This window comes from Nitrosospira multiformis, assembly GCF_900111585.1.
Lineage (GTDB): Bacteria > Pseudomonadota > Gammaproteobacteria > Burkholderiales > Nitrosomonadaceae > Nitrosospira > Nitrosospira multiformis_B.
Map to the genome: position 1 here is coordinate 156,364 of NZ_FOHI01000003.1, position 24,565 is coordinate 180,928.

General features: G+C 51.4%; 20 protein-coding genes. 17 read left to right on the forward strand and 3 right to left on the reverse strand.

Going from position 1 to position 24,565, the window contains the following annotated elements; all coding sequences use genetic code 11:
* Positions 1-100: 100 nt before the first annotated feature.
* Positions 101-1,717, reverse strand: a complete 1,617-nt coding sequence (locus BMW46_RS06130) for an NAD+ synthase (RefSeq protein WP_074706096.1) — start codon at positions 1,715-1,717, stop codon at positions 101-103.
* A gap of 100 nt (positions 1,718-1,817) precedes the next feature.
* On the opposite strand from BMW46_RS06130, the gene BMW46_RS06135 reads away from it, so the two are divergent.
* Together BMW46_RS06135 and BMW46_RS06140 are read left to right on the forward strand one after the other, a co-directional pair.
* Positions 1,818-2,972, forward strand: coding sequence for a GNAT family N-acetyltransferase (locus BMW46_RS06135; protein WP_081355696.1), 1,155 nt, complete (start codon positions 1,818-1,820; stop codon positions 2,970-2,972).
* Between the two features lie 131 nt (positions 2,973-3,103).
* Positions 3,104-3,643 carry an NUDIX hydrolase gene (locus BMW46_RS06140; protein WP_074706102.1) on the forward strand — a complete coding sequence of 180 codons (540 nt, stop codon included), beginning with the start codon at positions 3,104-3,106 and terminating at the stop codon, positions 3,641-3,643.
* A 211-nt stretch (positions 3,644-3,854) separates the two neighbouring features.
* Here BMW46_RS06140 and BMW46_RS06145 read toward each other — a convergent pair whose 3' ends face one another.
* A complete protein-coding gene (locus tag BMW46_RS06145; protein ID WP_081355721.1) occupies positions 3,855-5,225 on the reverse strand; it encodes an N-acetylmuramoyl-L-alanine amidase in 1,371 nt (456 codons plus the stop codon).
* A complete protein-coding gene (gene tsaE / locus BMW46_RS06150) occupies positions 5,222-5,710 on the reverse strand; it encodes a tRNA (adenosine(37)-N6)-threonylcarbamoyltransferase complex ATPase subunit type 1 TsaE (RefSeq protein WP_081355697.1) in 489 nt (162 codons plus the stop codon). The genes BMW46_RS06145 and tsaE overlap by 4 nt, the downstream gene beginning before the upstream one ends.
* A gap of 36 nt (positions 5,711-5,746) precedes the next feature.
* On the opposite strand from tsaE, the gene queG reads away from it, so the two are divergent.
* From queG to BMW46_RS06225, 15 genes are all read left to right on the forward strand, one after another.
* Complete coding sequence (gene queG / locus BMW46_RS06155; RefSeq protein ID WP_218141767.1) at positions 5,747-6,901, forward strand: tRNA epoxyqueuosine(34) reductase QueG; 1,155 nt, start codon at positions 5,747-5,749, stop codon at positions 6,899-6,901.
* Between the two features lie 353 nt (positions 6,902-7,254).
* The gene (locus BMW46_RS06160) at positions 7,255-7,881 is read left to right on the forward strand and encodes an XrtA/PEP-CTERM system exopolysaccharide export protein (protein ID WP_074706107.1); all 627 of its coding nucleotides are present in this window, start codon (positions 7,255-7,257) and stop codon (positions 7,879-7,881) included.
* A 332-nt stretch (positions 7,882-8,213) separates the two neighbouring features.
* Positions 8,214-9,740, forward strand: a complete 1,527-nt coding sequence (locus BMW46_RS06165) for an XrtA system polysaccharide chain length determinant (protein WP_074706109.1) — start codon at positions 8,214-8,216, stop codon at positions 9,738-9,740.
* Between the two features lie 306 nt (positions 9,741-10,046).
* Positions 10,047-10,940 (forward strand): XrtA-associated tyrosine autokinase, encoded by an 894-nt coding sequence (locus BMW46_RS06170; protein ID WP_074706112.1) that lies wholly within the window; start codon positions 10,047-10,049, stop codon positions 10,938-10,940.
* Positions 10,927-12,495 (forward strand): TIGR03016 family PEP-CTERM system-associated outer membrane protein, encoded by a 1,569-nt coding sequence (locus BMW46_RS06175; RefSeq protein ID WP_074706115.1) that lies wholly within the window; start codon positions 10,927-10,929, stop codon positions 12,493-12,495. Before BMW46_RS06170 ends, BMW46_RS06175 begins: the two co-directional genes overlap by 14 nt.
* A gap of 13 nt (positions 12,496-12,508) precedes the next feature.
* Positions 12,509-13,513: an XrtA/PEP-CTERM system-associated ATPase gene (locus BMW46_RS06180; RefSeq protein WP_074706116.1), complete on the forward strand. Its 1,005-nt coding sequence runs from the start codon at positions 12,509-12,511 to the stop codon at positions 13,511-13,513.
* A 146-nt stretch (positions 13,514-13,659) separates the two neighbouring features.
* Complete coding sequence (locus BMW46_RS06185) at positions 13,660-14,505, forward strand: XrtA system polysaccharide deacetylase (RefSeq protein WP_074706596.1); 846 nt, start codon at positions 13,660-13,662, stop codon at positions 14,503-14,505.
* The gene (locus tag BMW46_RS06190; protein ID WP_074706118.1) at positions 14,502-15,587 is read left to right on the forward strand and encodes a FemAB family XrtA/PEP-CTERM system-associated protein; all 1,086 of its coding nucleotides are present in this window, start codon (positions 14,502-14,504) and stop codon (positions 15,585-15,587) included. The genes BMW46_RS06185 and BMW46_RS06190 overlap by 4 nt, the downstream gene beginning before the upstream one ends.
* A 4-nt stretch (positions 15,588-15,591) precedes the next feature.
* Entirely contained in the window at positions 15,592-16,797 is a 1,206-nt protein-coding gene (locus BMW46_RS06195) for a TIGR03087 family PEP-CTERM/XrtA system glycosyltransferase (protein ID WP_074706121.1), read from the forward strand.
* A gap of 54 nt (positions 16,798-16,851) precedes the next feature.
* On the forward strand, positions 16,852-18,444 hold the full coding sequence (gene xrtA / locus BMW46_RS06200) for an exosortase A (protein ID WP_074706123.1): 1,593 nt from the start codon (positions 16,852-16,854) through the stop codon (positions 18,442-18,444).
* Positions 18,428-19,633, forward strand: a complete 1,206-nt coding sequence (locus BMW46_RS06205) for a TIGR03088 family PEP-CTERM/XrtA system glycosyltransferase (protein WP_074706126.1) — start codon at positions 18,428-18,430, stop codon at positions 19,631-19,633. Before xrtA ends, BMW46_RS06205 begins: the two co-directional genes overlap by 17 nt.
* Positions 19,634-19,653: 20 nt before the next feature.
* Positions 19,654-21,597, forward strand: coding sequence for an XrtA/PEP-CTERM system amidotransferase (locus BMW46_RS06210; protein WP_074706128.1), 1,944 nt, complete (start codon positions 19,654-19,656; stop codon positions 21,595-21,597).
* Positions 21,598-21,737: 140 nt separating this feature from the next.
* Positions 21,738-22,700: a polysaccharide deacetylase family protein gene (locus BMW46_RS06215; RefSeq protein WP_074706131.1), complete on the forward strand. Its 963-nt coding sequence runs from the start codon at positions 21,738-21,740 to the stop codon at positions 22,698-22,700.
* Complete coding sequence (locus BMW46_RS06220) at positions 22,697-23,638, forward strand: GNAT family N-acetyltransferase (RefSeq protein ID WP_081355698.1); 942 nt, start codon at positions 22,697-22,699, stop codon at positions 23,636-23,638. The genes BMW46_RS06215 and BMW46_RS06220 overlap by 4 nt, the downstream gene beginning before the upstream one ends.
* A gap of 189 nt (positions 23,639-23,827) precedes the next feature.
* A complete protein-coding gene (locus tag BMW46_RS06225) occupies positions 23,828-24,520 on the forward strand; it encodes a TylF/MycF/NovP-related O-methyltransferase (protein WP_074706133.1) in 693 nt (230 codons plus the stop codon).
* Positions 24,521-24,565 lie beyond the last annotated feature (45 nt).

Consider the following 24,565-nt stretch of genomic DNA (forward strand, 5'->3'; position numbering starts at 1 on the left):
AAAGCCATAAGAGGCCTTTTCCTCGCGGCTTCCGATGTCTGCCGCATACCGCCATTTTAATCCGCTGACATGCCTTTTGCGCATTTCTTCCAGATCGCTCCTAAAACTGGTCCTGATACCGCGCTGTTATAGGATAACGCCAGTCCTTGCCGAATGCGCGGGAGGTCACGCGAATGCCGGGTGGAGACTGTCGCCGCTTGTATTCATTCTGCCGGATCAGTTGTACGACGCGACGCGCATCCCTTTCGTCGTAGCCCATGCGCAGAATTTCCTCAAGCGCTGTATCATGTTCCACGTATTCTTCCAGAATAGCATCCAGAACCGCATAAGGCGGAAGGTTATCCTGGTCAGTCTGATCTGGACGCAATTCCGCTGAAGGTGCTCGGCTGAGAACGCGGTCCGGAATAACTTTTTCTAACCTGTTACGGTACTGGCATAACTTGTACACCATCGTTTTGGTGACATCTTTCAAGACGGCAAAGCCACCTGCCGTATCCCCATATAGAGTGGAGTAGCCCACGGCCGTTTCGGATTTATTGCCCGTGATGAGGACGATGGCGCCGGATTTGTTGGATAACGCCATCAGCAAAGTTCCGCGTATCCGGGCTTGCAGATTTTCCTCGGTAAGATCCGGAACGTCAGAATGGGGTAACGCGGCAAATTCTTTGGCAAGCGTATCCTTGAATTCTCCAAATACCGGTTCGATTGGAAACTCGGTATAGCGCACCCCCAATGTTCGCGCCATGGCGCGGGCGTCCAGCAAGCTTATGTCGGTAGTGAACTGTGAGGGCATCATCACTGCTTTTACTTTGTCCGCACCCAGTGCATCCACCGCAATCGTCATGGTGAGCGCCGAATCCACGCCGCCTGATAGCCCCAGTAATACGCCAGGAATGCGGTTTTTTCCTATGTAGTCCTTTACTCCGAGACAAAGCGCTTTATAAACGTTCGCTTCCAGACTTTCAAGCGGTGCGATTTCTGTTGTTACGGGCGTGGTTCCCTTCAATTCGAGCACGCCGAGTGCTTCCGCCAGAGCGTCGAACTGATGAGTCACGTCGCCTCTGGCGTTCATGGCGAAAGATGCGCCATCGAATATCAGTTCATCCTGGCCTCCGATAAGATTGGCATATACAATCGATAATCCCGTTTCATCGATACGCTTCCGAACCAGATCGTAGCGCAATGCCTGTTTGTTCATGTGATAAGGGGAAGCATTCAGCACCAGCAGCACTTCTGCACCGGCTTCTTTTGCACGTGTGGGGGAACCTTCCTGCCAGATGTCCTGGCAAATGTTGATACCGAATCTGATTCCATCCAGTTCGAACACGCAGGGTCGGAAGCCCGGTTCGAAGTAACGTCGCTCATCGAATACGCTATCGTTAGGCAAAAAATTTTTCAGGTACGTAGCGATGATTTTACCGTTGCATATTACCGATGCAGCGTTGTACAGTTTATCCGCAGCGAGATGAGGATGTCCGACTACAACGGTGATATCGCTTATCTTGCCAGCCAACTCTGTAAGCGCATTCTGGCATGCATGCCGGAATCCGTTGCGCAATAACAGGTCCTCCGGGGGGTATCCGGACAAGGCGAGTTCGGGGGTTACGACCAGTCTGGCTCCCGCATTTTTTGCCTGATTGGCATAATCGAGGATCTTTCGGGTATTGCCGTCGAGGTCGCCGACTGTACAATTGATCTGAGCAATGGCGAGCTTCATTTGACGGTCAATTGGGCTGGTCTGTTTTTATGCTTACATGATACCAGAACGAACTCCAGGCACGCGTCCCACGCGGAAAAAGCGCCCCGGAATTGGCAAATTGGAAATAAAAGTAACGGATTCTCCCGAGCATATATCTGCTCCCGCATGGAATGCACTGGCGGGTGACGACCCGTTCCTGCGGCATGAATTTTTTTCCGCGCTGCACGAAGCTGGATGCGCTTCGAAAAGAACGGGATGGTCGCCTCGGTTCGTTACTCTCTGGGAGGGAGGCATTTTGCAGGGTGCAATGCCGTTGTATCTCAAAAACCATTCCTATGGAGAGTATGTGTTCGACTGGGCGTGGGCGAACGCTTATGAACGTGCCGATCATGACTATTACCCCAAGCTCCTGAGCGCCATACCGTTCAGTCCAATCACCGGAAAGCGGCTGCTTGCCCAAACTCCCGAACAGCGCGCATTGCTCATTTCAACCGCTCTTGCGATAGTGCGAAAAGGAAACGCCGGAGCAAGCATGTCGTCATTACATTGCCTGTTTCCCCTGGAGCATGAGGCCCGGGAAATGGAGAGAGCGGGGATGATGTTGCGATGCGGCGTCCAGTTTCACTGGAAGAACCGGCCGGGAAGAGGTTATGAGAATTTCGAGGATTTTCTGGGAGGAATGAGTTACAGCAAACGCAAGAAGATCCGGCAGGAGCGGCGCAAGGTACAGGACCTGGGTATCCACTTCGAATGGCTCTCAGGAAATGATATGGACGAGGACCGCTGGAACTTCTTTATCGATTGCTACAACAATACATACCGCGAGCACCACTCCAGACCCTACCTGAATCTGGAATTTTTCATTCGGCTCGGCAAAAGCATGCCGGAAAACATCCTGTTGATTCTGGCGCTGCGGAACAAGAAGCCGATCGGCGTTGCTTTCAATATCCATAACTCGCACACATTGTACGGACGCTACTGGGGCGCGCGGGAATTCGTGCCGGGACTGCATTTCGAAACCTGCTATTATCAAGCCATCCAATACTGCATCGTAAATGGTCTCTCTTTGTTTGAAGGCGGTGCCCAGGGTGAACATAAGCTTGCCCGCGGATTCCTGCCGGTGCGAACCTGGTCAGCCCATTGGCTGGTTCATTCTGAATTTGCTGCTGCAATAGGAAGCTACCTGGAGCGGGAAACGCGGGACATCGATCGCTACATCCACGCGCTGGAGGATAGCGCCCCATTCAGAAAAGATACGAAGGAACCGGAGTAAGATGCGAGATGTGAAAGGAAGCAGGTAAAACAGATAAACTTATCGATGGATTACATTCTTATGCGGTTTAGCCACAGAATTGTCCTTTGAAAATAACGTTTTCCTGAACGGGTTATCTAAGATCAGCGCTGATGAAATACTGCAGTAACTGTGGCATGCCTGTGCAATTGCGTATCCCCGAAGGCGATACGCTGCCGCGTCATGTTTGTTCCACTTGCAGTATTATTCATTACGAGAACCCGAAGATTGTGGTGGGTTGTATTCCGGAATGGGAGGATAAGATATTGCTCTGTCGGCGCGCCATCGAACCGCGCCACGGCTTATGGACGTTGCCCGCCGGTTTCATGGAAAATGCCGAGTCGCTGGCTCAGGGAGCCGAACGTGAGACCTGGGAAGAGGCAAATGCGCGGGTGGAAATGGGCGAACTCTATTCGATTTATAGCTTGCCGCATATCAACCAGGTGCACGTGCTGTTTCGGGCGCGACTCCTGGATCTTGATTTCAAACCGGGAATCGAGAGTCTCGACGTCAAACTTTTTCAGGAGTCGGAAATTCCCTGGGACACACTCGCATTCCGCGTTATACGCGAACCGCTGAACCGTTATTTCGAGGAACGGCGTCGCGGGCAACTCGGATTTCATTTGGGAACCATAGAAGACGTTCGCAAATGATCTGCCGCTTCTGAAGTTGCCGTTTTATTTTCCTTTATTCCAATCATTCAGCTTTAACATCCTGCCAGAATAACCCGGCCTCTCGGAACGCTGCATCATCTGACCCGCATTCCGGACAATCAAATTCCGGTGAGCCAGAAGCAAGAAACGGGGCAGGCAGCAGCGGGAGAGGCTGCAGGATGCCCCGGAAAGAAAAAGCGGAGGCTAATCGCTAATCGAGGGAAACCAGTCTCGAACGCGAGAGGGGAGGATTGTCAGCGAAGTAACGTTTGATACCCGCGAGTATTGCGGAGGCCAGCTTGTCCTGATAACCGTGGTCTCTCAGTTTCCTTTCCTCATCCGGGTTGCTGATGAATGCCGTCTCGACCAGGATCGATGGAATGTCGGGAGACTTGAGGACGGCAAAGCCTGCCTGCTCGACTTCCGCCTTGTGCAGATGGTTAATATTGCCTATCTTGGAGAGGACCGCCTTGCCGAGTTTGAGGCTGTCGTTGATCGTTGCTGTCTGGGACAAATCCAGCAAAGTCTGCTTGAGAAAGGGGTCCGGGATATCGAGGTTGACGCCGCCGACCAGGTCCGCCTCGTTTTCTTTTCTTGCCAGCCATCCCGCAGCTGCCGAAGTGGCGCCCCGTTCTGAAAGAGCAAACACCGATGAACCGCGGGCATGCGGTTTGTTGAAGGCATCCGCGTGCACCGATACGAACAAATCCGCATTCAGTTGACGGGCTTTTACCAGCCGCTGCGACAGTGAAATATAATAATCTCCATCACGGGTGAGGGCCGCGCGCATATTCGGCTCCCTATCTATCTTTTCTTTCAGCTTCCTGGCGATGGCCAGAGTGATGTTCTTCTCCCTGGTACCGCGCCGGCTTATCGCGCCCGGGTCCTCCCCACCGTGCCCGGGATCAATGGCGACAGTGATGAGACGAATCATTTCCGGCCTGTTTTTTCTTGCCGCTTCACTGCTCCGGGCAGTTTCGATTTCGGTCCTTGAACTGACATGGATACCATTGTTCGGCTCGTCCCGCAGCATGTATCCTGCTTTGTCCTTGTTATTCAGAAAGGCCATGAGCGGATCAGGTGGAATAGCAGGGTAGATGTCCAGAACAAGTCGATGTCCGTAGGTTCCAACGGGTTGAATGACAAATGCCTGAGGTTCAACTTCGGTTTTCAGGTCAAGTACCAGCCGCAGTATGTCTGGTTTGAAATGACCAAAACGCACGGCGTGAATGTGCGGATCCGAGGGATCTATCTTGTCTGCCAGCCTTTTCAGTTCCGGTGTCAGTGAGACATCCTCAAGGTCAACGACCACGCGGTCCGGATCTTTTACCGTAGTGAGGGTGTAGCGAATGGCGGAAGCGGATTCAAGCGTAAGACGAGTGTATTCCTCGGATGGCCAGATACGGGCGGAACTGATACGTATCTTTTCTTGAGCACAGACAGAGCTGGCAGATGACGATAACAGGAGTGCCGTGATTGACAGGCATGCGCCAGCTGCCAGACGGTTTCGAATAGAGGAGAAACGGGTTGAGCGCAAGGATTGTGAGACTGAAGGAACAGACTGTGGGCGCCACCCCTTCAACCCAGCATATTGTTCCTCGATGAGATTTGCCATCGTTTCACGCACAGTTTGCCGGCCTCCGTATCCGCCTGAATTTCAACATCACGCCCTTCTGCGACCTTGAATATAAATTTCAAATCGGCTTGGGGCAATAGTCCGTTCGCCTTTTCCGGCCATTCCACGAGACAGATCGAGTCTGCATTGAAATAATCCCGGAAGCCTGCTTCTTCCCATTCGTTGGGGTTATTGAAACGATAGAAATCAAAATGATACAAGTATAACCTAGAAATTTTATAAAGTTCAATCAAATTATAGGTGGGACTTTTCACTTTTCCCTGATAACCCAGCCCGCGCAATATGCCGCGCGTAAATGTGGTTTTGCCTGCTCCCAGTTCGCCCTGCAGGAATACAACAAGGCCCGGACGCAACGCCGGAGCTATTGCAGTTCCAAGTGCCAGGGTAGCGGCTTCATCGGCGAGGTGGCAGGTCTGGTGAAGAGCTATCAAGGTGATGAATGGCGGCAGAGCCGGTATGATATGAATATGCGTAAAGACGATCCATCCATCGAACTATCTCCGGAATCTTTGAAAGATCTTCCTGACTCTACTGTCGATCTTCCGCAACTCGCCACGTCCATCAAGGAATGGGGGAAGAAGCTCGGTTTTCAGAAGGTTTCCATTGCCGATGCGGGCGCGGACATGAGACAGGCGGAGACAGGCCTGTTCGAATGGCTGGACCAGGGTTGTCACGGGGAGATGGATTATATGGCAAGACACGGCACCCGGCGTACTCGTCCTGCCGAGCTCGTGCCCGGGACGCTTCGGGTGATCTCTGTCCGCATGAATTATACACCGGTCGCAAAGGACAGCTGGCAGGTCATCCAGGACGGCACCCGCGCGTTCATATCGCGCTATGCTCTGGGTCGGGATTACCACAAAGTGCTGCGCGGACGCTTGCAAAAACTTGCGGAAAAAATCGAAGCGGAAACAGGATGCTTGAATTACCGTGTATTCAGCGACAGCGCGCCGGTAATGGAAGTTGAGTGGGCGCAAAAATCGGGCCTTGGCTGGCGCGGAAAGCATACGCTGCTGCTTTCCCGTGATGCGGGATCTCTGTTCTTTCTGGGCGAGTTGTTTACGAATCTGCCGCTGCCCGTGGACCACCCCATAGGCAATTACTGCGGGAGTTGCACGAAGTGCATCGATATCTGCCCGACGCAAGCGATCATAGCGCCCTATCGGCTGGATGCGCGACGTTGTATTTCTTATCTTACTATCGAACATAAGGGCAGTATTCCCGAATCATTGCGCCCTTTGATTGGTAATCGGGTATATGGCTGCGATGATTGTCAGCTCGTCTGCCCTTGGAACAAATTTGCAGCAATTACCAATGAAGATGATTTTTCCGTGCGAAACGGCCTGGATAGCGCGTCTCTGATCGAACTGTTCGGGTGGAGCAGAGAGGAGTTTGAGGCACGGCTTGCCGGAAGTCCGATTCGGCGAATCGGGCATGAGCAGTGGCTGCGCAACCTGGCCGTCGGCTTGGGGAATGCGCCGTTCTCCCAATCTGTCATCCAAGCACTGCGAGCGCGACTTGATGACGCTTCGTCTCTGATACGCGAACACGTACGCTGGGCGTTGCATCAGCAGCGCCCTCTATCGTTTTTTATCGAAGATGCGTCGATCCCGAAAAAATAATTTGAGTTTTGTACGGAACTTAACATACTGTGCCGTAAGGGTGTACTAAAGTCCAATTCGCTCCCGCTCCTCAAGTTGATAGGATGTGCGGCATGTTCCAGCGTATGGATGAACCGGAGGGATGTTGCAACGGCTGAATCGAGAAGTTTGGATTGTCGGCCATCGATGTTGCAGACATTCTTCCGGACTCCGGCAGTGCTGAAATACGGTACGATGCACAGTTATATTGCTGTTTCGGGCACATGAATACTGTCTTGACAGGTGTATTGACTTATAGCATCTTTATTTTACATTGAAGGTCAATAATCCCTCTTCGACTCAGGCATTTTCTAATCAACAAAAAAGGAAATTCGGTGAACGCCCTTCGTATCCGTACCGCAACATGGTTCTCTTGTTTTGCTGTTGTACTTCCCCTTCTTTCCCTTGGGGGTTGCAAAACATACCCCTCCCTGAATCCAGATGAAAAACCCATTGCACACGATTACCTGATCGGCCCGGGAGATAATGTCGATATCATTGTCTGGCGCAATCCTGAAGTTTCCATGGCGGTGCCCGTTCGGCCTGATGGCAAGATTACCACCCCTCTGGTAGAGGATCTGTCGGCAAGTGGAAAGACTTCGACGCAGCTTGCACGAGATATCGAAGAGGCATTGTCGAAGTACATCCAGCAACCGGTCGTGACTGTTGTGGTGACAGAATTTGTAGGTCCATATTCCGAGCAGATTCGGGTGATAGGGGAAGCAGCCGAACCTCAGGCATTGCCTTATCGGGAGGAGATGACGCTGATGGACGTCTTGATTGCGGTAGGCGGTATAACTGATTTTGCCGCGGGTAATCGCGCCAGGATAGTGCGTAACGTGGATGGGAAACAACATCAGTTCAGCGTGCGATTGGACGATCTGATCCGGGATGGGGATGTGACGGCCAACGTACCCATGAAGCAGGGAGATGTACTTGTCATACCGGAAAGTTATTTCTGATCGAACGAAATTCCGCTGTGGCGACTTAATCCTCCTGTAACGGCATTTCGATAAGGTTTTCATTACCCGGTAAGTTGAAATGAAGAAAATCATTCCAGGAATAGGGATAGAAACAGCGGCTTGTTCCATTCCGGTTTCTATTCCTCCAGCGGTTACAATGAGACAAGACATTCATCCTATTCGATAAGCGCCATATATTTATTTCAGCTCCATGAAGCAGCAAGAACTAATGCCAGGGGTAATGAAAATCCTGGTTAGAAACTATTCCAAGACAACGGGAGTGCCTTTATCCTCCCCATCATTGACCGCATCTCTAAGGACCGTTTGACAATATGGAGGAGTTGACAACCCAACTGCTGGTTTATCTGAAAGGGGTATGGAAATATCGTTGGGCTGCTGTGGCGGCAGCCTGGCTCATCGCAGTGATCGGCTGGGTCATCGTTTATAAACTCCCTGATGATTACCAGGCGTCCGCCAGGATTTATGTCGATACCCAAAATGTGTTGAAGCCGTTGTTGCAGGGCATGACGGTTTCGCCAGACACACAGCAACAGATTTCAATCATGAGCCGTACCCTGATCAGCCGTCCCAATGTGGAGAGAGTCATTCGCATGGTGGATCTCGATATCAAGGCAAAAGACACCAAGGATCAGGAAAGGCTCGTGAAGGAGCTCATGGATAAAATCAAATTGGGGACTACGGGGCGGGATAACCTCTTCACTATTTCCTACAACAATCAGAATCCAAGACTCGCCAAAGACATTGTCCAATCTTTATTGACCCTTTTTGTTGAAGGGGGGCTTGGAAACAAGAGTCAGGATTCTTCATCGGCCATTCGCTTCATTGATGAGCAAATTAAATCTTATGAGGAGAAGTTGATCGCAGGGGAAAATAATCTCAAGGCATTCAAACAGAAGAACATCGGAATAATGCCGCAACAAGGCAATGACTACTATTCCCAGTTGTCCCAGGCGATGGACGATCTCAATAAAACCAGGCTGGAACTGCGCGAGGCGCAGCAGGCGAGAGATGCGATCAAACGCCAGATCACGGGTGATGAACCTGTTCTCCTCGTGGATCAGGACGGATCGGCTTCATCGATAGTCAATGTGGAACTTGATTCTCGAATTCAGGCTTTGAACAAGAATCTCGACGCACTCAGGCTAAACTACACGGAGTTGCACCCGGATATCATTGCGGCGAAGCGGCTCATTGCCCAGCTTGAGGAACGCAAGATCGAAGAGGCCAAACTGACGAGGAACGGCTCGGATCCGGGCAAAAACTATAGTCCGATGTTGCAGCAACTCAATGTGGCGTTGGCGGATGCGGAAGCTGACGTGGCATCCATGAATGCCCGGGTGGAAGAATACAGCGCTCGCTACGAGCGCCTCAAGTCCTTGAGCAATGCCGTGCCGCAGGTTGAAGCTGAGCTGGCGCAGCTCAACCGGGATTACCAGGTAAACAAGGCAAACTACGAAAAACTTCTCGAGCGGCGCGAGTCGGCCAAAATCTCGGGAGATCTGGGTTCCACTACAGACCTGGTGTCGTTTCGTGTCATTGATCCCCCGACGGTTTCTGACAGGCCCGTTGGTCCGGATCGTGCAAAATTCTTCTCCATCGTTTTCCTGGGCTCTTTACTGGCGGGGATCGGTATAGCGTTCGTTATCAGCCAGGTTAGACCTACCTTCCACAGCCAGATCAGTCTGCGGGAAATTTCGGGCAAGCCGATACTGGGTTCAATTCCGATGATCTGGACAGATACGGAAAAGGTAAAGCGCAGAAAGCGCCTCTATGCATTCGGGTTATCCCTGCTGTCCCTGTTAGGCTTGTACGTCGCCCTTATGCTGAAGATAGCGTGATTCGTACTCTGGAAGATCATCGAATCGATGATGGAAATTTTGATGACGGGAATCTGTTCCGGCACAAGGTCTTCATATCTCTGATTGTTACCTTGAAATCTATTTTGATGAAGTTTGTATTGCTCCAGCCCAATTTTTTTCATTAATACTTCAGGCCGGCGACTGAATCAATTCTAGAATTCAGCAGTGTGGCAAATCATTTAATTAATATCTCTTTAACCACCATTCCTGTCACAATTCCCCGGTTAGGTGCAGTAATTCTATAAAACCGGACGCAGGGGACCTCGGAACAGAACGGGAGAACACGTGAGCATAATTGAAAAGGCTGTAGGCAAATTGGAGAAAGGAGTACTGTCCAGCACACAAGTACCTCCATCGGTTTCGGTAAATCCTGCTCAGAAGCTCGATAGCGGTATTCCCGAGACAAAAGAGATCGAAAAAAAAGTTCCGCCAAATACGGTTCTCACATCAAATCGGGTGAACCTTGATCTGGTCAAGATGCGTCAGTATGGTATCGTCACCCCCGACCAGGGGAGAACGCAAATAGCGGAGCAGTTTCGCGTGATCAAGCGACCGTTACTGACCAATGCCTTCAATAAAGGGCCGGGCATGATCAAGAACGGCAATCTCATCATGGTTACCAGCGCACTCGCTGGCGAAGGAAAAAGTTTTTGCACTGTCAACCTCGCAATGAGTATTGCGATGGAGATGGATCGCACCGTTTTGCTGGTTGACGCGGATGTTGCGCGACCCTCGATTCCAAAAATCCTGGGTGTGGGAACAGAAAGAGGCTTGCTGGATATTCTTGTAGAGGAAGATCTCAGCCTGGCGGATGTACTGATCAAAACTGATGTCGAGAAACTCACACTCCTTACGGCAGGAAGGCGGCATTCACACTCCACCGAACTTCTCGCCAGCCGGAATATGGGAGAATTATTGAAGGAGCTTGCGGAACGTTATGCTGATCGCGTCGTTATTTTTGATTCTCCACCCTTGTTGCTGACAAGCGAGGCACGTGTACTGGCAACCCAGATGGGGCAGATTGTCCTGGTGGTTGAGGCGGAAACGACATCGCAGCAGGCCGTCAAGGAAACACTGCGGCAAATTGAGTCGTGTGACGTCGTAAACCTGATCTACAACAAGACCAGGACATTTTCTGGCGGAGAATATTACGGCTACTATTACCATGAGAGCGCCTGAGAATAAGTGTCGGCATGACATCTTGTTTTCTTCAGCTTGCGTTGTAGCCGGGATCATTCTATTGCTTTCGTCTTATTCTCCTTGCTCGAAGGCGGCGGAGTGGAGAGTTCTTCCGCGGCTGAGTGTGATAGAGACGTATACTGATAACCTGAGGCTGGGTTCAGGAGGGAGTGATTTTGTTTCTCAAATCAACCCGGGTATTTTGCTGAACGGTACTGGTCGGCGCTTCAAACTAACCGCCGACTACACGATGAATAACCTCATCTATGCGCAGAACTCCGACCTAACGAGAATAAGGCAGCAGCTAAGCGCGCAGGGAACTGCCGAGCTGATGGAAGATTTTTTTTTCGTGGATGGAACCGCCATCATTGCTCAGCAGAACATCTCGTTGCTGGGGCCTCAAGCGCTCGATAATGTGAATGTCACAGGCAACAGGGGCGATGTCAGGACATTTAATGTCAGTCCCTATATCCGCCATCGTTTCAAGGATTTTGCCTCAACCGAATTACGCTATGCTCATAACATAGTGACCTCAAACTTAAACCTGCTTCAGAATAGCCAAGCCGACAACTTTTATGCGCGTGTGAATAGCGGCACCGATTTCGGGAAGCTGCATTGGGGTGTGAACTACAGTCACAGTATGATTCACTTCGACAGGACCGACCGAACCGTCGAACTGGAGCGCTCTATTGGCACTTTGCGCTATATGTTTACACCTCGATTCGGTTTGACCGGAATGGGAGGTTATGAGAGGAACAGCTTTCTGTCGATCAGAGGAAATCCTTCCAGTCCAACATGGACAGCAGGTTTCGTATGGACGCCGAACGAAAGGACAAACATCGTAGCGAATGCCGGACAAAGGTTTTACGGTGCTACTTATTTTGCGCAAGCCACCCACCGTACCCGCTTAACTATTTGGGATTTTAACTACATCGAGGAAATGACGACGTTCAATCAGCAGTCGCTGCTTGGCAGTATGTCCGGCGTTACGGACTCATTAAATCAGTTGATTGGAGCGCAGTTTCCCAACCTTCCTCTGGAAACCATCCAGCAAAATACCGGCGTCCTGCTAGGTCCTAACTTTTCCGGTTCTTTTTTTTCTCCCACCAATTTTTTTACAAACCGACTCTTTCTACAGAAGCGATTGCAGGCTTCTGTTGCGTTTAATGGCGTCAGGAATACAGTGATATTGAGAGGGTTCAATATGACACGTAAGGCATTCTCAGCCGAAGGTGATGATGCCGGTCTGGTCGGGGCGGCAAATGCAGCCCTCCTCAATAATACGGTACAAACAGGTGGCAATGCGTTGTGGAGTTATCGCGTGTCGCAATTCACAAGCGCCAATCTCAGTTTCGCGTATAGCCGGTTTTCTTTTCTTAATACAGAAAGAAAAGATGATCTCAGGCTGGTCAAAGTTGGTCTGACGAGGAAATTTCCGGAGATATTACCCAACCTGAACGGTACGATCGAGTACCGGCGTAATGAGAGGGATTCCAATCAGGGGGATGATTATCGCGAGAACGCCGCAATAGCCTACGTGAACATGACTTTTTAGCAGAAGAGAAGAAGTGTATACATCATTCTATGGGTTCAAAGCCAAGCCATTTCAACTGAGCCCGGATCCAAATTTCTTTTTCGGCAGCAAAGGACATAACCGTGCAATGGCCTACCTTGAATATGGGTTGGCGCAAGCGGAGGGATTCATTGTCGTTACGGGAGAAGTGGGCGCGGGGAAAACCACGTTGGTCCGTAATCTGTTTCGACAGCTGGAGCCGGAAAAGATCGTTGCTGCTCAAATCGTCAATACCAGTCTGGATTCTGATGACACATTGAGGATGGTCGCGGCGGCGTTTGGATTATCTTTGACACAGGGGAATCCGGGGAAGACACCTGTGCTCGTCGCACTCGAAAAATTCTTCCGACAATGCGAGCAACAGGGTAAGCGCGCACTTTTAGTGGTGGACGAGGCGCAAAATCTCTCCCCCCAAACTGTGGAAGAACTGAGAATGCTTTCCAATTTTCAGGGAGATAACAAGTCTCTGCTGCAAACATTTCTTCTCGGGCAGCCGGAGTTCAGGAAAACCCTCCTTGGTAATGATATGCAGCAGTTGCGGCAAAGAATCACTGCAACCTATCACCTCGGCCCCATGGATCGGGCGGAAACGAAATCCTATATTGAGCACAGATTGAAGACTGTGGGCTGGGGCGGAAATCCCGGCTTTGATGAGGATGCTTTTGACGTCATACATCAGTATACCGGAGGTATTCCGAGGAAGATCAACGCGTTGTGTGATCGCCTCCTGCTGATGGGCTATCTCGAAAAGCTGCAGCATTTCGGAGTATCTGAAGTGAACGAGGTGATCCGGGATATCCAGCAGGAGTTTGATGCGGTTGAAGTCGAGGCCGGACTATTCTCGGGAGATAAAACTTCCCCCTTGAAGGAAGAGCAGTTCGTTACCGGGCTGGAGGAGATGAGCCACCGGGTTGCCAAGTTGGAGGAAACCGTTGTTTCCCTGATGGGTCTGCTCAAGCAGGTACTCTCGCTGGCTGACGTGAACAAGCGGCTCCGCTAGAGGCCCGTCTGTCCTATGCGCCCCTATGAGCGATCCAACATGGTCGATCAAGAAATGCCGATGAGCATGAGGGCGAGATTACGAGGATGCTGCGCTTTCGCCGCAGGCGCAGGTATTGCTATTTGGAGTTATACGAGATTTTTCAAATGAATCCTGACCTCATTCGAAATGCAATGACGATCGACGTGGAGGATTATTTCCAGGTTTCCGCCTTTGCCGCTCATATTCCGAGAGACTCATGGACCTCCATCTCCTGCCGTGTAGAAAATAATATCGATCGCATTCTTTCATTGCTGGACGAGAGAGGGGTAAAAGCAACCTTCTTTACTTTGGGATGGATTGCAGAGCGTTATCCCGCTATGGTGAGGCGGCTGATTGCAGAGGGCCATGAGCTAGCGAGTCACGGGTGGGGTCATCATCGGGTTTGGGAGCTGGACCCTGACGAATTCAGAGAGGACATCGTCCGCAGCAAGGCGCTCCTGGAAGATATTTCCGGGCAACCCGTACTCGGTTATCGGGCGCCGAGTTTCTCCATAGGACATCAGAATGAATGGGCCTTGGATCTGCTCGGGGATGCGGGCTACCGTTACAGCTCCAGCATCTACCCGATCCGGCATGATCACTATGGGGTTCCCGATGCTCCGCGGTTCGCCTATTACCCCCGCAACAACACGCTGCTGGAAGTCCCGATTACAACGGTACGACTGTTCCAGAGAAATTTCCCCGCAGGTGGCGGAGGCTATTTCCGGTTATGGCCCTACCCTGTCTCCCGCTGGTTTCTGCAGAGGCTGAATCATTTCGAGGAGCGCCCTGCAATCTTCTATTTTCATCCATGGGAAATAGACCATCAGCAACCGCGCCAGAAGGGGATCAGCATGAAAACGCGCTTTCGCCACTATCACAACCTCCATCGGATGGAAAACCGGATCCGGGCGTTGGTTCGCGACTTCAGGTGGGATCGGATGGATAGAATTTTTCTGGAAGGTGCATGAGCTCCCAGGTGTATTCGGTTGCAAATGTGAATTTTGAGTCTCCCCATCCAACTGGCGCTTTGTCGGTAAACTTGCTTTCCGGGGAGGAAGTTAAGCGATGGGATGCTTTCGTATTGAGCTGCCGGGAAGCGACCTTCTTTCACCGGGCAGGTTGGCAAACTGTCATTGAACGTGCCTTTGGTCATAAAACCTGGTTCCTTTACGCGGAATCCGGAGGGGAAATTCAGGGCGTGCTTCCCCTGGCGGAGATCAATAGCCGTTTATTTGGTCATTCACTGAGTTCGCTGCCCTTCTGCGTGTATGGGGGAATTGCTGCCAATTCACAAGCTGTCCGGGATGAGCTGGATAGATCCGCCCAGAAGCTGGCCCAAGAGTTGCAAGTAGACTATCTCGAATACAGGAATCTGAAACCCCATCACGCCGACTGGCACGGAAAGGACCTTTATGTCACCTTTCGCAAGGAGATAGCGTCCGAAGTTGAGCAGAACATGAGTGCCATTCCACGCAAGCAGCGGGCAATGGTGCGAAAAGGTATCAAGGCAGGACTGGAAAGTGTCGTTGATCAGGATATAGAACGCTTTTTTTCAGCTTATTCTGCCAGCGTGCATCGCCTTGGCACTCCGGTTTTTTCGAGGAAGTATTTCCGCCTGCTCAAAGAAGTGTTTGCGGAAGATTGCGAACTGATGATAATCGTAAAGGAAAACCGCACCATCTCCGCGGTGATGAGCTTTTATTTTCGGGACGAAGTCTTGCCCTACTATGGAGGCGGTACCGGGGAAGCGCGCGAGGTGGCGGGAAATGATTTCATGTATTGGGAACTGATGCGCCGGGCGTGCGAAAAGGGGTGCAAGGTTTTTGATTTCGGACGCAGCAAACGCGGGTCGGGATCTTTCGATTTCAAGAAGAACTGGGGATTTGAACCGCAGCCCTTGCACTATGAGTATCAACTCTATCAGGCAAAGGAAGTGCCGGATCATAATCCTCTCAATCCCAAGTATCGGCTCTTTATCAAAGCCTGGCAGAAACTGCCGCTGGGGCTGGCAAACCTCGTCGGTCCGCACATCGTAAGAAATCTGGGCTAGATTCATGCGCGAATTGCTTTATCTGGTCCATCGAATTCCTTATCCCCCGAATAAGGGAGACAAGATCCGGTCCTATCATCTGCTGGAGCATCTGGCACAACACCACCGCGTCCATCTTGGCACCTTTATCGATGATGAGGGGGACTGGAAATATATCGAGAAAGTAAGAAGTCTCTGCGGGGAAACCTGTTTCATCAACCTCCATCCAGGGATGGCCAGGGTGGGAAGCCTTTCGGGATTGCTTTGCGGGAAACCCCTTACCCTTCCCTACTACTGGAACTCGCGTCTGCAAGCATGGGTAAATCATGTACTTGGCACAAGACCTGTTGAGAATATCCTGATCTTTTCCTCAGGAATGGCGCAATATGTAAGCCGTGTGCGCCATATCCGCCGGATTATCGATTTTGTCGATATCGATTCGGACAAGTGGATGCAATATTCGACGTCAGCAGGCTGGCCGATGAACTGGATATACCGAAGAGAATCGAGATTGCTGCTGGGCTATGAAAAGGAGATCGCGCGTGCATTCGACAGCGCCACATTCGTCTCCGAGACAGAAGCCAACCTGTTTCACCAATTGCTACCCGAAGCTGCTGCAAAAGTGACTCACTTCAATAACGGCGTCGATGCCAATTATTTTTCACCGCAAAATAGCTATCCCAATCCGTATCCGGAGGGGAAGCGCATTCTTGTGTTCACTGGCGCAATGGATTATCGGGCCAATGTTGACGCAGTTGTCTGGTTTGCACGGTCTGTTTTTCCGGCGATCCGTGCGAAACTGCCGAAAGTCGAATTCTATATTGTCGGAGCGCGCCCATCCGATGCCGTAGCAGCTCTCGCCGCATTTCCGGGCATCAGGGTAACGGGATTCGTGTCCGACGTCCGGCCCTATCTGGCGCACGCCTCGCTGGTGGTGGCGCCGTTGCGCATTGCGCGTGGAATACAGAACAAAGTCCTGGAGGCAATGGCCATGGAGAAAATTGTCATAGCTTCTCCATCAGCTGCGGAAGGCATTCGCGCGCGAAGGGAGGAGGAACTGGTGGTTGCCCTTGATGAACAGGACTTTGCTCATCGGGTTATCTCCTTTCTCCAGAACGGCGCGCATCCTGGAATTTGTCGAGCTGCCAGAGTGCGCGTGCTGGAAGATTACAGTTGGAAAAATGGTTTGGGACGTATCGACAGACTCCTGTCACAACCCCAGGCAGTTTAGGCAGAATTCCTTGTACTACCATTGGCAGAGACAATTTCGAGTGGAGCGATGCATATGAATGCAGGAGTCCGCCAGGGCATCGCCCCGGACCCCTCACTGGCACTGGAGCATGAGGGGTTGAAAGCAGGCGCTCTGCTTACGCTCGCGGTCATTGCGGGAATTCTCCTTGCTTATCATGAGACTACCTGGTCCATGATTTCTACCTGGGCCAGATCGGATACGTTTGCTCATGGGTTTCTGATCTTTCCGTTCAGCGGTTATCTGATCTGGGGGCAGCGCAAGTATCTCACCACTCTTTTTGCGCGTCCCAATCCCAAAGTTCTGTTCGTGCTTGCGATTCTCGGTTTCAGCTGGCTTCTGGGAATACTGGCAAGTGTGCAGGTATTTGCGCAATTCATGGTGATAGCGATGATTTCCGCCGCTGTCTGGGCAATCCTGGGAAATCAGATAGCATGGGCGCTGGCCTTTCCATTAGCCTACCTCCTGCTCGCCGTACCTTTTGGCGACGCATTCATACCGCCACTGATAAACTTTACAGCGGACTTTACCGTAACAGCGCTTCAGCTGACTGGAATTCCTGTCTATCGCGAAGGCAATTTTTTTACCATTCCCAGCGGCAATTGGTCCGTGGTTGAAGCCTGCAGCGGGCTGCGCTACCTGATTGCATCCTTTACGCTGGGAACCCTTTACGCATACCTGACCTATCGGAGCCTCACCCGTCGGCTGATATTTATTGCCCTGTCTCTGATCGTACCGATCCTTGCCAATGGTATCCGCGCCTATCTGATTGTAATGACCGGCCACCTGAGCGATATGCAGCTCGCTGTGGGCATCGACCACCTGATTTACGGATGGGTATTCTTTGGCTTTGTGATGTTGGTGCTATTCTGGATCGGATCTTTCTGGCGCGAAGATGAGAACAGGTTTGATAGCATCGGCTTCACAGCACAGGTCTCAACGGGAAATAACCGCGGTCCAGGGGGGGATTCCACCTTGATAAGGACAATTTTCACTGCCGTCGCGGTTTTAACCATAGCCGTCATCTGGCCGATATACGCGGAGTGGCTGGAAAGGAAGATTTCCTACGGTACGGAAGAAGTGGAAATCCATATCTTCGATGCGTCCGGCAAATGGCAAGGTAGCCCGGAACACCTTTCCGACTGGAAACCCATATACACGGGTTCGACTGCTCAGTTCCTGAGAAATTACCGGAATAACGGACAGTCGGTAGATCTTTACATCAGTTATTACCGCGATCAGAAGCAAGGTGCTGAACTGATCAATTCTGAAAATGTGCTGGCGGCGGGAAAGGGATCAAAATGGCATGAGGCTGGCGAAGATATGCGCAGAATCTTCCTTGGTTCGCAGGAAGAAATCGTCAAACAGAACCGGTTGCGCTCCTCTTCGGCATCGCTGCTTGTGTGGCGATGGTATTGGGTAGGGGGTGAGGAGACCGCAAATCCATATTGGGCAAAGTTTATGCTGGCCAGGAATAAGCTTCTAGGGAGAGGCGACGATGCAGCTGAGCTCATTGTGGCAACACGATACGAGGGTAGCGTCGATGAAGCAGCTTCAGTGCTCCAGGATTTTATTATGGATAGCGCGCCGGCAATAACGGGTGCACTTCGAAATGCAGCAAATCGTTAGCGAGCGGCTGCGGTTGAATCCGGCGGAACACGTCAAGCGGCCCCCTCTCATTGCTCACGTGATTTATCATCTGGGGGTGGGGGGGCTGGAAAATGGCGTGGTCAATCTCATCAATCATATTCCGGCGGATCGCTACCGGCATGCCATAGTTTGCCTGAAGGGGTATTCGGACTTCAGGAGCAGGATTGTCAGCGAAGACGTGGAGGTTATCGCGTTGAACAAGCGCGATGGACATGATTTTAAGCTTTATATCGATCTTTTCAGAGCGCTTAGGCGCTTGAAGCCCGACATCGTGCATACCCGTAATCTGGCCGCCATGGAAGGTCAGGTGATTGCAGCCCTTGCGGGAGCGCGGGCAAGGGTACATGGCGAACATGGGCGGGATATGTTCGACCTGCATGGCAGAAACCACAAATATAATTTATTGAGAAAAGCCATTCGTCCATTTGTAGACCACTTCATTACCGTCAGCAGGGATCTCGAAAGCTGGCTGGTCGATACGGTACGGGCAGCGCCGCATCGCATCAATCAAATCTACAATGGCGTAGACAGCCGGCGCTTTTATCCGCGTAAAAGCACATCCTTGAAGAACAATATGGTTCAGGGAGCGGTTCCGGGATTTTTCAGGGAAGATACATTTGTCATTGGCAGTGTCGGACGCATGGCAGATGTGAAGAATTACTGCGGCCTGATAGAAGCATTTTTACTTTTGCTGAAGGAAATGCCTGCCGCTCACGAAAGGCTTCGGTTATTGATTGTCGGGGCGGGGAGTACTCGGCAGCGTTGTATTGAAAAGGTGCGTGAAGCGGGAGTCGAAGGACTTGTCTGGTTTCCCGGTGAACGGGACGACATCCCTGAACTTATGCGCAGCATGGATCTGTTTGTGCTTCCTTCGCTCGGAGAGGGCATTTCCAACACCATTCTCGAGGCTATGTCCACCGGTTTACCCGTCGTCGCAACCCGGGTGGGAGGAAATACGGAACTGGTTGAGGAAGGCATGACAGGAATGCTGGTCCCGCCAGGATCGGCAACTGCGCTGGCAGGAGCCATACTGGAGTATTACAGAAATCCGGAGCTGTTGATAGAACACGGCCGCGCCGCCCGAAAGCAGGTCGAGACAAGGTTCAGTATGGAAGCCATGATGTCCGGATATCTTGAAGTCTATGACAAAGTGTTACGTCGGGTGTAACAGGCGGAAGGAAAAATAACATGTGCGGAATTGTGGGCCTGTTCGATACTCGCGGCAAAAGATCAATCGACCGGCAATTACTTCTGGGAATAAATCAGGTTCAGGTACACCGCGGGCCGGATGAAGGAGAAGTTTATATCGAGCCAGGACTGGGTTTTGGTCATCGGCGTCTTTCGATTATGGATGTTTCCAGTGGTCAGCAACCGCTTTTCAATGAAGATGGTAGTGTGGTGGTGGTTTTCAACGGCGAAATCTATAACTTCGAGACGCTTGTCAAAGAACTTTCCAGCCTGGGTCACACCTTCCGGACACATTGTGATACCGAAGTCATTGTTCATGCCTGGGAAGAGTGGGGTGAACGCTGCGTAAACCGCTTCCGCGGCATGTTCGCCTTCGCCTTGTGGGACCGGAATCAGGAGATCCTGTTTCTCGCGCGAGACCGGCTTGGCATCAAGCCACTCTACTACAGCCTGCTGGATGATGGCACTTTCGTTTTTGCATCAGAGCTCAAGGGAATTCTTGCCCATCCCGGTTTTATCCGGGATATGGACGTTCATGCTATTGAAGATTATTTTGCCTATGGGTATGTGCCGGAGCCAAAAACCATATTCAAACAGGCATATAAGCTTCCTCCGGCGCACACTCTGAAGCTCAGCCGAGGACGAACTGTACCTCAACCTCAATCCTACTGGGATGTTCCGTTTACGATACATTCTCCCCTGAGCCTGGAGGAAGCCCGGGAAGAGTTGATTGCTCGACTGCGTGAGTCGGTGAGGGTACATTTGATGACCGAAGTGCCCTTGGGCGCTTTTCTGTCCGGAGGGGTGGATTCGAGCGCGGTGGTGGCAATGATGGCGGGCCTCATGAATGAACCCGTCAATACCTGCTCCATTTCTTTTGGCGATCCTGCTTTCAACGAATCTCAATATGCGCAAAAGGTGGCGGACCGCTATCATACGCATCATCAGGTAGGTCAGGTTGACCAGGACGATTTCGACCTGATAGACCGGTTGGCTTCACTGTATGACGAGCCCTTCGCGGATAGTTCGGCCATGCCTACCTACCGGGTTTGTCAACTGGCCAGGAAACGGGTCACTGTTGTCTTATCAGGGGATGGGGGTGACGAAAATCTCGCAGGCTATCGTCGTTACCGCTGGCACCTCTACGAGGAGAGAATGCGATCCACTTTGCCGTTGGGGCTTCGCAAACCCCTGTTCGGCCTGCTCGGGAATCTGTATCCCAAAGCGGATTGGGCGCCGAAAGTTTTGCGTGCAAAATCTACTCTTGAAGCTCTCGCGAGAGATTCTGTGGAAGGCTATTTTCACAGTGTTTCGATCATGAAAGACGGCATGAGGCGCCGGTTGTTCAGCGAATCCTTCAAGCGTGAGCTTCAGGGGTATGGAGCAGTGGAGATCCTGCGCAGGCATGCGGATAAATGTCCGGTGACAGATCCTCTTTCTCGTGTTCAATACCTGGATATGAAAACATACCTGGTGGGCGATATTCTTACCAAGGTAGACCGTGCAAGCATGGCACATTCCCTGGAAGTACGCGTGCCCCTGCTGGATCACGAACTGGTCGAATGGATATCGGGACTTCCCGCATCCATCAAACTGCGCGGGCATGAAGGCAAATATGTATTCAAGAAAGCTCTGGAACCCTACCTGTCAGACGACATTCTTTATCGCGACAAGATGGGATTCTCGGTTCCGCTCGCAAGCTGGTTTCGCGGCCCCCTGCGGCAGCGGATAAATGATGCGTTGCTCGGACCCGTTCTGGCGGATACGGGGTTCTTCAGTCGCGCATTTCTGAGAGAAATGCTGGACCAACACCAGTCGGGGCGGCGCGACTATAGCGCTTCCCTATGGTCGTTGTTGATGTTTGAATCGTTTCTGCGCCACGTGCTTAATGCTGAGCAAGTGCACACTTCCAGGGAAGGGCTGAAGCTGGTTCATTTTGCGTGAGCAGGTTGTGGCGGAATCGAGATTCGTCAGCAGATCGGGGCAGAAGGGGAAATCCTGTGACAGAAGCGTTCCAGATCTTTTTGCCCCCTGGCTCATCCTGATCCGATATTCGATAGCCGTTAAATTCCGCGAGTGGCCCGATGCTGGATGTATTCCTTACTGTTGACGTCGAGGTATGGTGCAATGGCTGGGAGGATCTCGACGCCAAATTCCCGGGAGCGTTCCGGAGATATATCTATGGTCCTACCCGTAAAGGGGATTATGGCCTGCCGTACCAGTTGCGCCAGTTGCGGGACTACGGATTGACCGGGGTATTTTTTGTTGAACCCCTGTTCTCGACGCGGTTTGGCACTGAGCCGCTGGTGGAAATTCTTGGCCTCATTCGGGAAGAAGGTCATGAAATACAGCTTCATCTCCATACCGAATGGGTAGATGAATCAAACCAGCCATTGCTCGACAATGTGAGCCGCAAAAGACAGTATCTGCGCTATTTTTCACTGGAAGAACAAACAATCTTGATACAGGCAGGAGCGCTGTTGATCGAATCAGCAGGAGCGCCGCGTGTAAACGCGTTTCGTGCGGGAGGTTTTGGCTTCAACCGGGATACATTGCGCGCCCTGAATGCAAACCAGATCGCTTTCGATAGCAGTTACAACGCCAGCATGCTTGGACAAGATAGCGGTATCAGTCCTGAAATGCCACTGGTGGAGCCCCTCGAATGCGAAGGTGTGTACGAATATCCGATGACGGTCTTCGACGGGGGCTTGGGCGGATTGCGGCATGCCCAGTTGACTGCATGTTCGTATCAGGAGATGGAGGGCCTTCTCTGGCAGTCGCTGGAGTCCGGACGTAAAGCTTTTGTTATCCTGTCGCACAATTTCGAATTGCTCAATCCGGGGATGGACCGTCCGGATGAAATTGTAATAGAGCGTTTTCATAAACTTTGCTCTTTCCTTGATCGGCACCGGGATTGCTTTCGCGTACGTGGTTTTCATGGCCTGATGCCTGTGTCTGTTCCCCTGCAACCCGCTCCGCTCACCTCACCGGTCTGGAAAACGGGATTCAGAATCCTCGAGCAGGGTTTGCTCAGGAGGCTTCGTTGAATCAGACATGGCATTGTCAACAGGTGCCGATAAAGATACAACTGGGTGACAAGACCTTGATAGCTCCAAGGTTATGGTTGCAGGTGCGGGAAGCGGGACTTGACGATGAAGCACCCCCTGTAGCTGAGCCAATAGCGCCCGCTGATCCCCTCCATGAAGGAAGCCAGGGCTTCCTGCTCAGATCGCTGCGCGTCACCGGACCACAGCCCGTGCTACGACGGCAGGGCGCTTATCTGTGTTATGTGCCCGCCCAGTATCCCCGCTATTACATCGATATGCAGCAGTCGTTTGCGGAATACAAGAGCAAGTTTTCCTCCAAGACACGCTCGACTATCAGCCGCAAAATACGGAAGTACACAGAGCATTGCGGTGGCAGTATCTCTTGGAGAGCCTACAGGTCTCCTGGCGAAATGGCCGAATTCTTTCGGCTGGCCCGCACTGTGTCCAGAACAACTTACCAGGAAAGATTGCTCGACGCGGGGCTGCCTGATTCCGCAGAATTCTGCGAGCAGATGGAGCGGCTGGCTCAACAGGAGCGCGTTCGCGCGTTCCTTCTTTTCCATGAGGATAGGCCCGTCTCATATCTTTACTGTCCGATATCAAATGGGATCGTACTCTACGCATATCTCGGATACCATCCGGACTATATGAATTTTTCGGTAGGCACGATTCTGCAATGGCTTGCTTTGGAGTACCTGTTCGACGAAAAAACTTTCCGCTTGTTTGATTTCACCGAGGGACAGTCAGAGCATAAAAAACTGTTTGCCACTGACAGTGTTCAGTGTGCCAACGTCTTTTTTGTTCGGGCTAACATGCGTAACATGTGCCTGCTCCAGGCGCAAAGGGCAGTTGATCATTTCAGTAAATTTACGGGTGACAAAATGGAACAGCTAGGTATCAAGGCGTCCCTGAAACGGCTGATACGATCAGGAAGATAGTTTTTACAGGGGACGGAAATGTGTGCTTCGGCGCTTAATGATCTCATAACTGCTGACTCTCATTGACGCGGCAGCATGCGAATGCGGATAGCACGCTTGTTCTCCGGAAAAATAAATGAGATGCCATCCAATGTCCGTACCGTTCTATTGAATTTAAAGTTCACGCTATAAATCGACGTTGTTCAGATCATGATAAAAAATGCTGTAAAAAAAATTATAGACATGGAGTGGTTCGCGCGCATGATGGAGGTGCTGGATCACCGGTCCGATAATCGTATGACTGAGCTTGGAATGTTGAGCCAGGCTTTTGAGTTCATCAAGATCAATGAAGTCTGCGGAGATTACCTCGAATTCGGATTATGGAGAGGAAAAACCTTTGGCTATGCACACCGGATGAAGCATCGCTATCGCAGGCAGGATATGAAATTATGGGGTTTTGACTCCTTTCAGGGATTGCCTGATACCGGAGCCCATCCTGATAATATCTGGTACAAAGGACAGTTTGCCTGCAGCCGTCCCGAATTCGAGTCGATACTGAAGTCGCGAGGTATTCGTTCTTGCGAGTACGAGCTGGTCGAAGGTTTTTACAGCGAGAGTCTGAATGACGCAACGCGCCGACGGCTCGCGGGCCGCAAAGCGGCGATCGTCTATATCGATTGCGACCTCTATGATTCCACGGTCGAGGTACTCGATTTTATCCAGCCGTATCTTGTAAATGGCTCCATCATCTGCTTTGATGATTTCTATAACTACAGGGCTGATCCGGAGCAGGGCGAGCAGAAAGCCCTTTCAGATTTTTTGCAGAAGGAGAGCGACATATGCTTCATTCCTTATATGGCATACGCGCCCTTGGGAAAGTCATTCATTTGCCGCCGAAAATGATTTCGCATTCTCGGCGACGTACCGGATGATTGGGTAAACCTGCGT

Bases quoted from the DNA above. Each gene is read 5' to 3' on its own strand.
- BMW46_RS06190 (WP_074706118.1), top strand. From the start codon at position 14,502: ATGAGCTCCCAGGTGTATTCGGTTGCAAATGTGAATTTTGAGTCTCCC.
- BMW46_RS06205 (WP_074706126.1), top strand. From the start codon at position 18,428: ATGCAGCAAATCGTTAGCGAGCGGCTGCGGTTGAATCCGGCGGAACAC.
- BMW46_RS06185 (WP_074706596.1), top strand. From the start codon at position 13,660: ATGAATCCTGACCTCATTCGAAATGCAATGACGATCGACGTGGAGGAT.
- BMW46_RS06210 (WP_074706128.1), top strand. From the start codon at position 19,654: ATGTGCGGAATTGTGGGCCTGTTCGATACTCGCGGCAAAAGATCAATC.
- BMW46_RS06165 (WP_074706109.1), top strand. From the start codon at position 8,214: ATGGAGGAGTTGACAACCCAACTGCTGGTTTATCTGAAAGGGGTATGG.
- BMW46_RS06130 (WP_074706096.1), bottom strand. From the start codon at position 1,717: ATGAAGCTCGCCATTGCTCAGATCAATTGTACAGTCGGCGACCTCGAC.
- BMW46_RS06225 (WP_074706133.1), top strand. From the start codon at position 23,828: ATGATAAAAAATGCTGTAAAAAAAATTATAGACATGGAGTGGTTCGCG.
- xrtA (WP_074706123.1), top strand. From the start codon at position 16,852: ATGAATGCAGGAGTCCGCCAGGGCATCGCCCCGGACCCCTCACTGGCA.
- BMW46_RS06175 (WP_074706115.1), top strand. From the start codon at position 10,927: ATGAGAGCGCCTGAGAATAAGTGTCGGCATGACATCTTGTTTTCTTCA.
- BMW46_RS06140 (WP_074706102.1), top strand. From the start codon at position 3,104: ATGAAATACTGCAGTAACTGTGGCATGCCTGTGCAATTGCGTATCCCC.
- queG (WP_218141767.1), top strand. From the start codon at position 5,747: ATGCGTAAAGACGATCCATCCATCGAACTATCTCCGGAATCTTTGAAA.
- BMW46_RS06195 (WP_074706121.1), top strand. From the start codon at position 15,592: ATGCGCGAATTGCTTTATCTGGTCCATCGAATTCCTTATCCCCCGAAT.
- BMW46_RS06215 (WP_074706131.1), top strand. From the start codon at position 21,738: ATGCTGGATGTATTCCTTACTGTTGACGTCGAGGTATGGTGCAATGGC.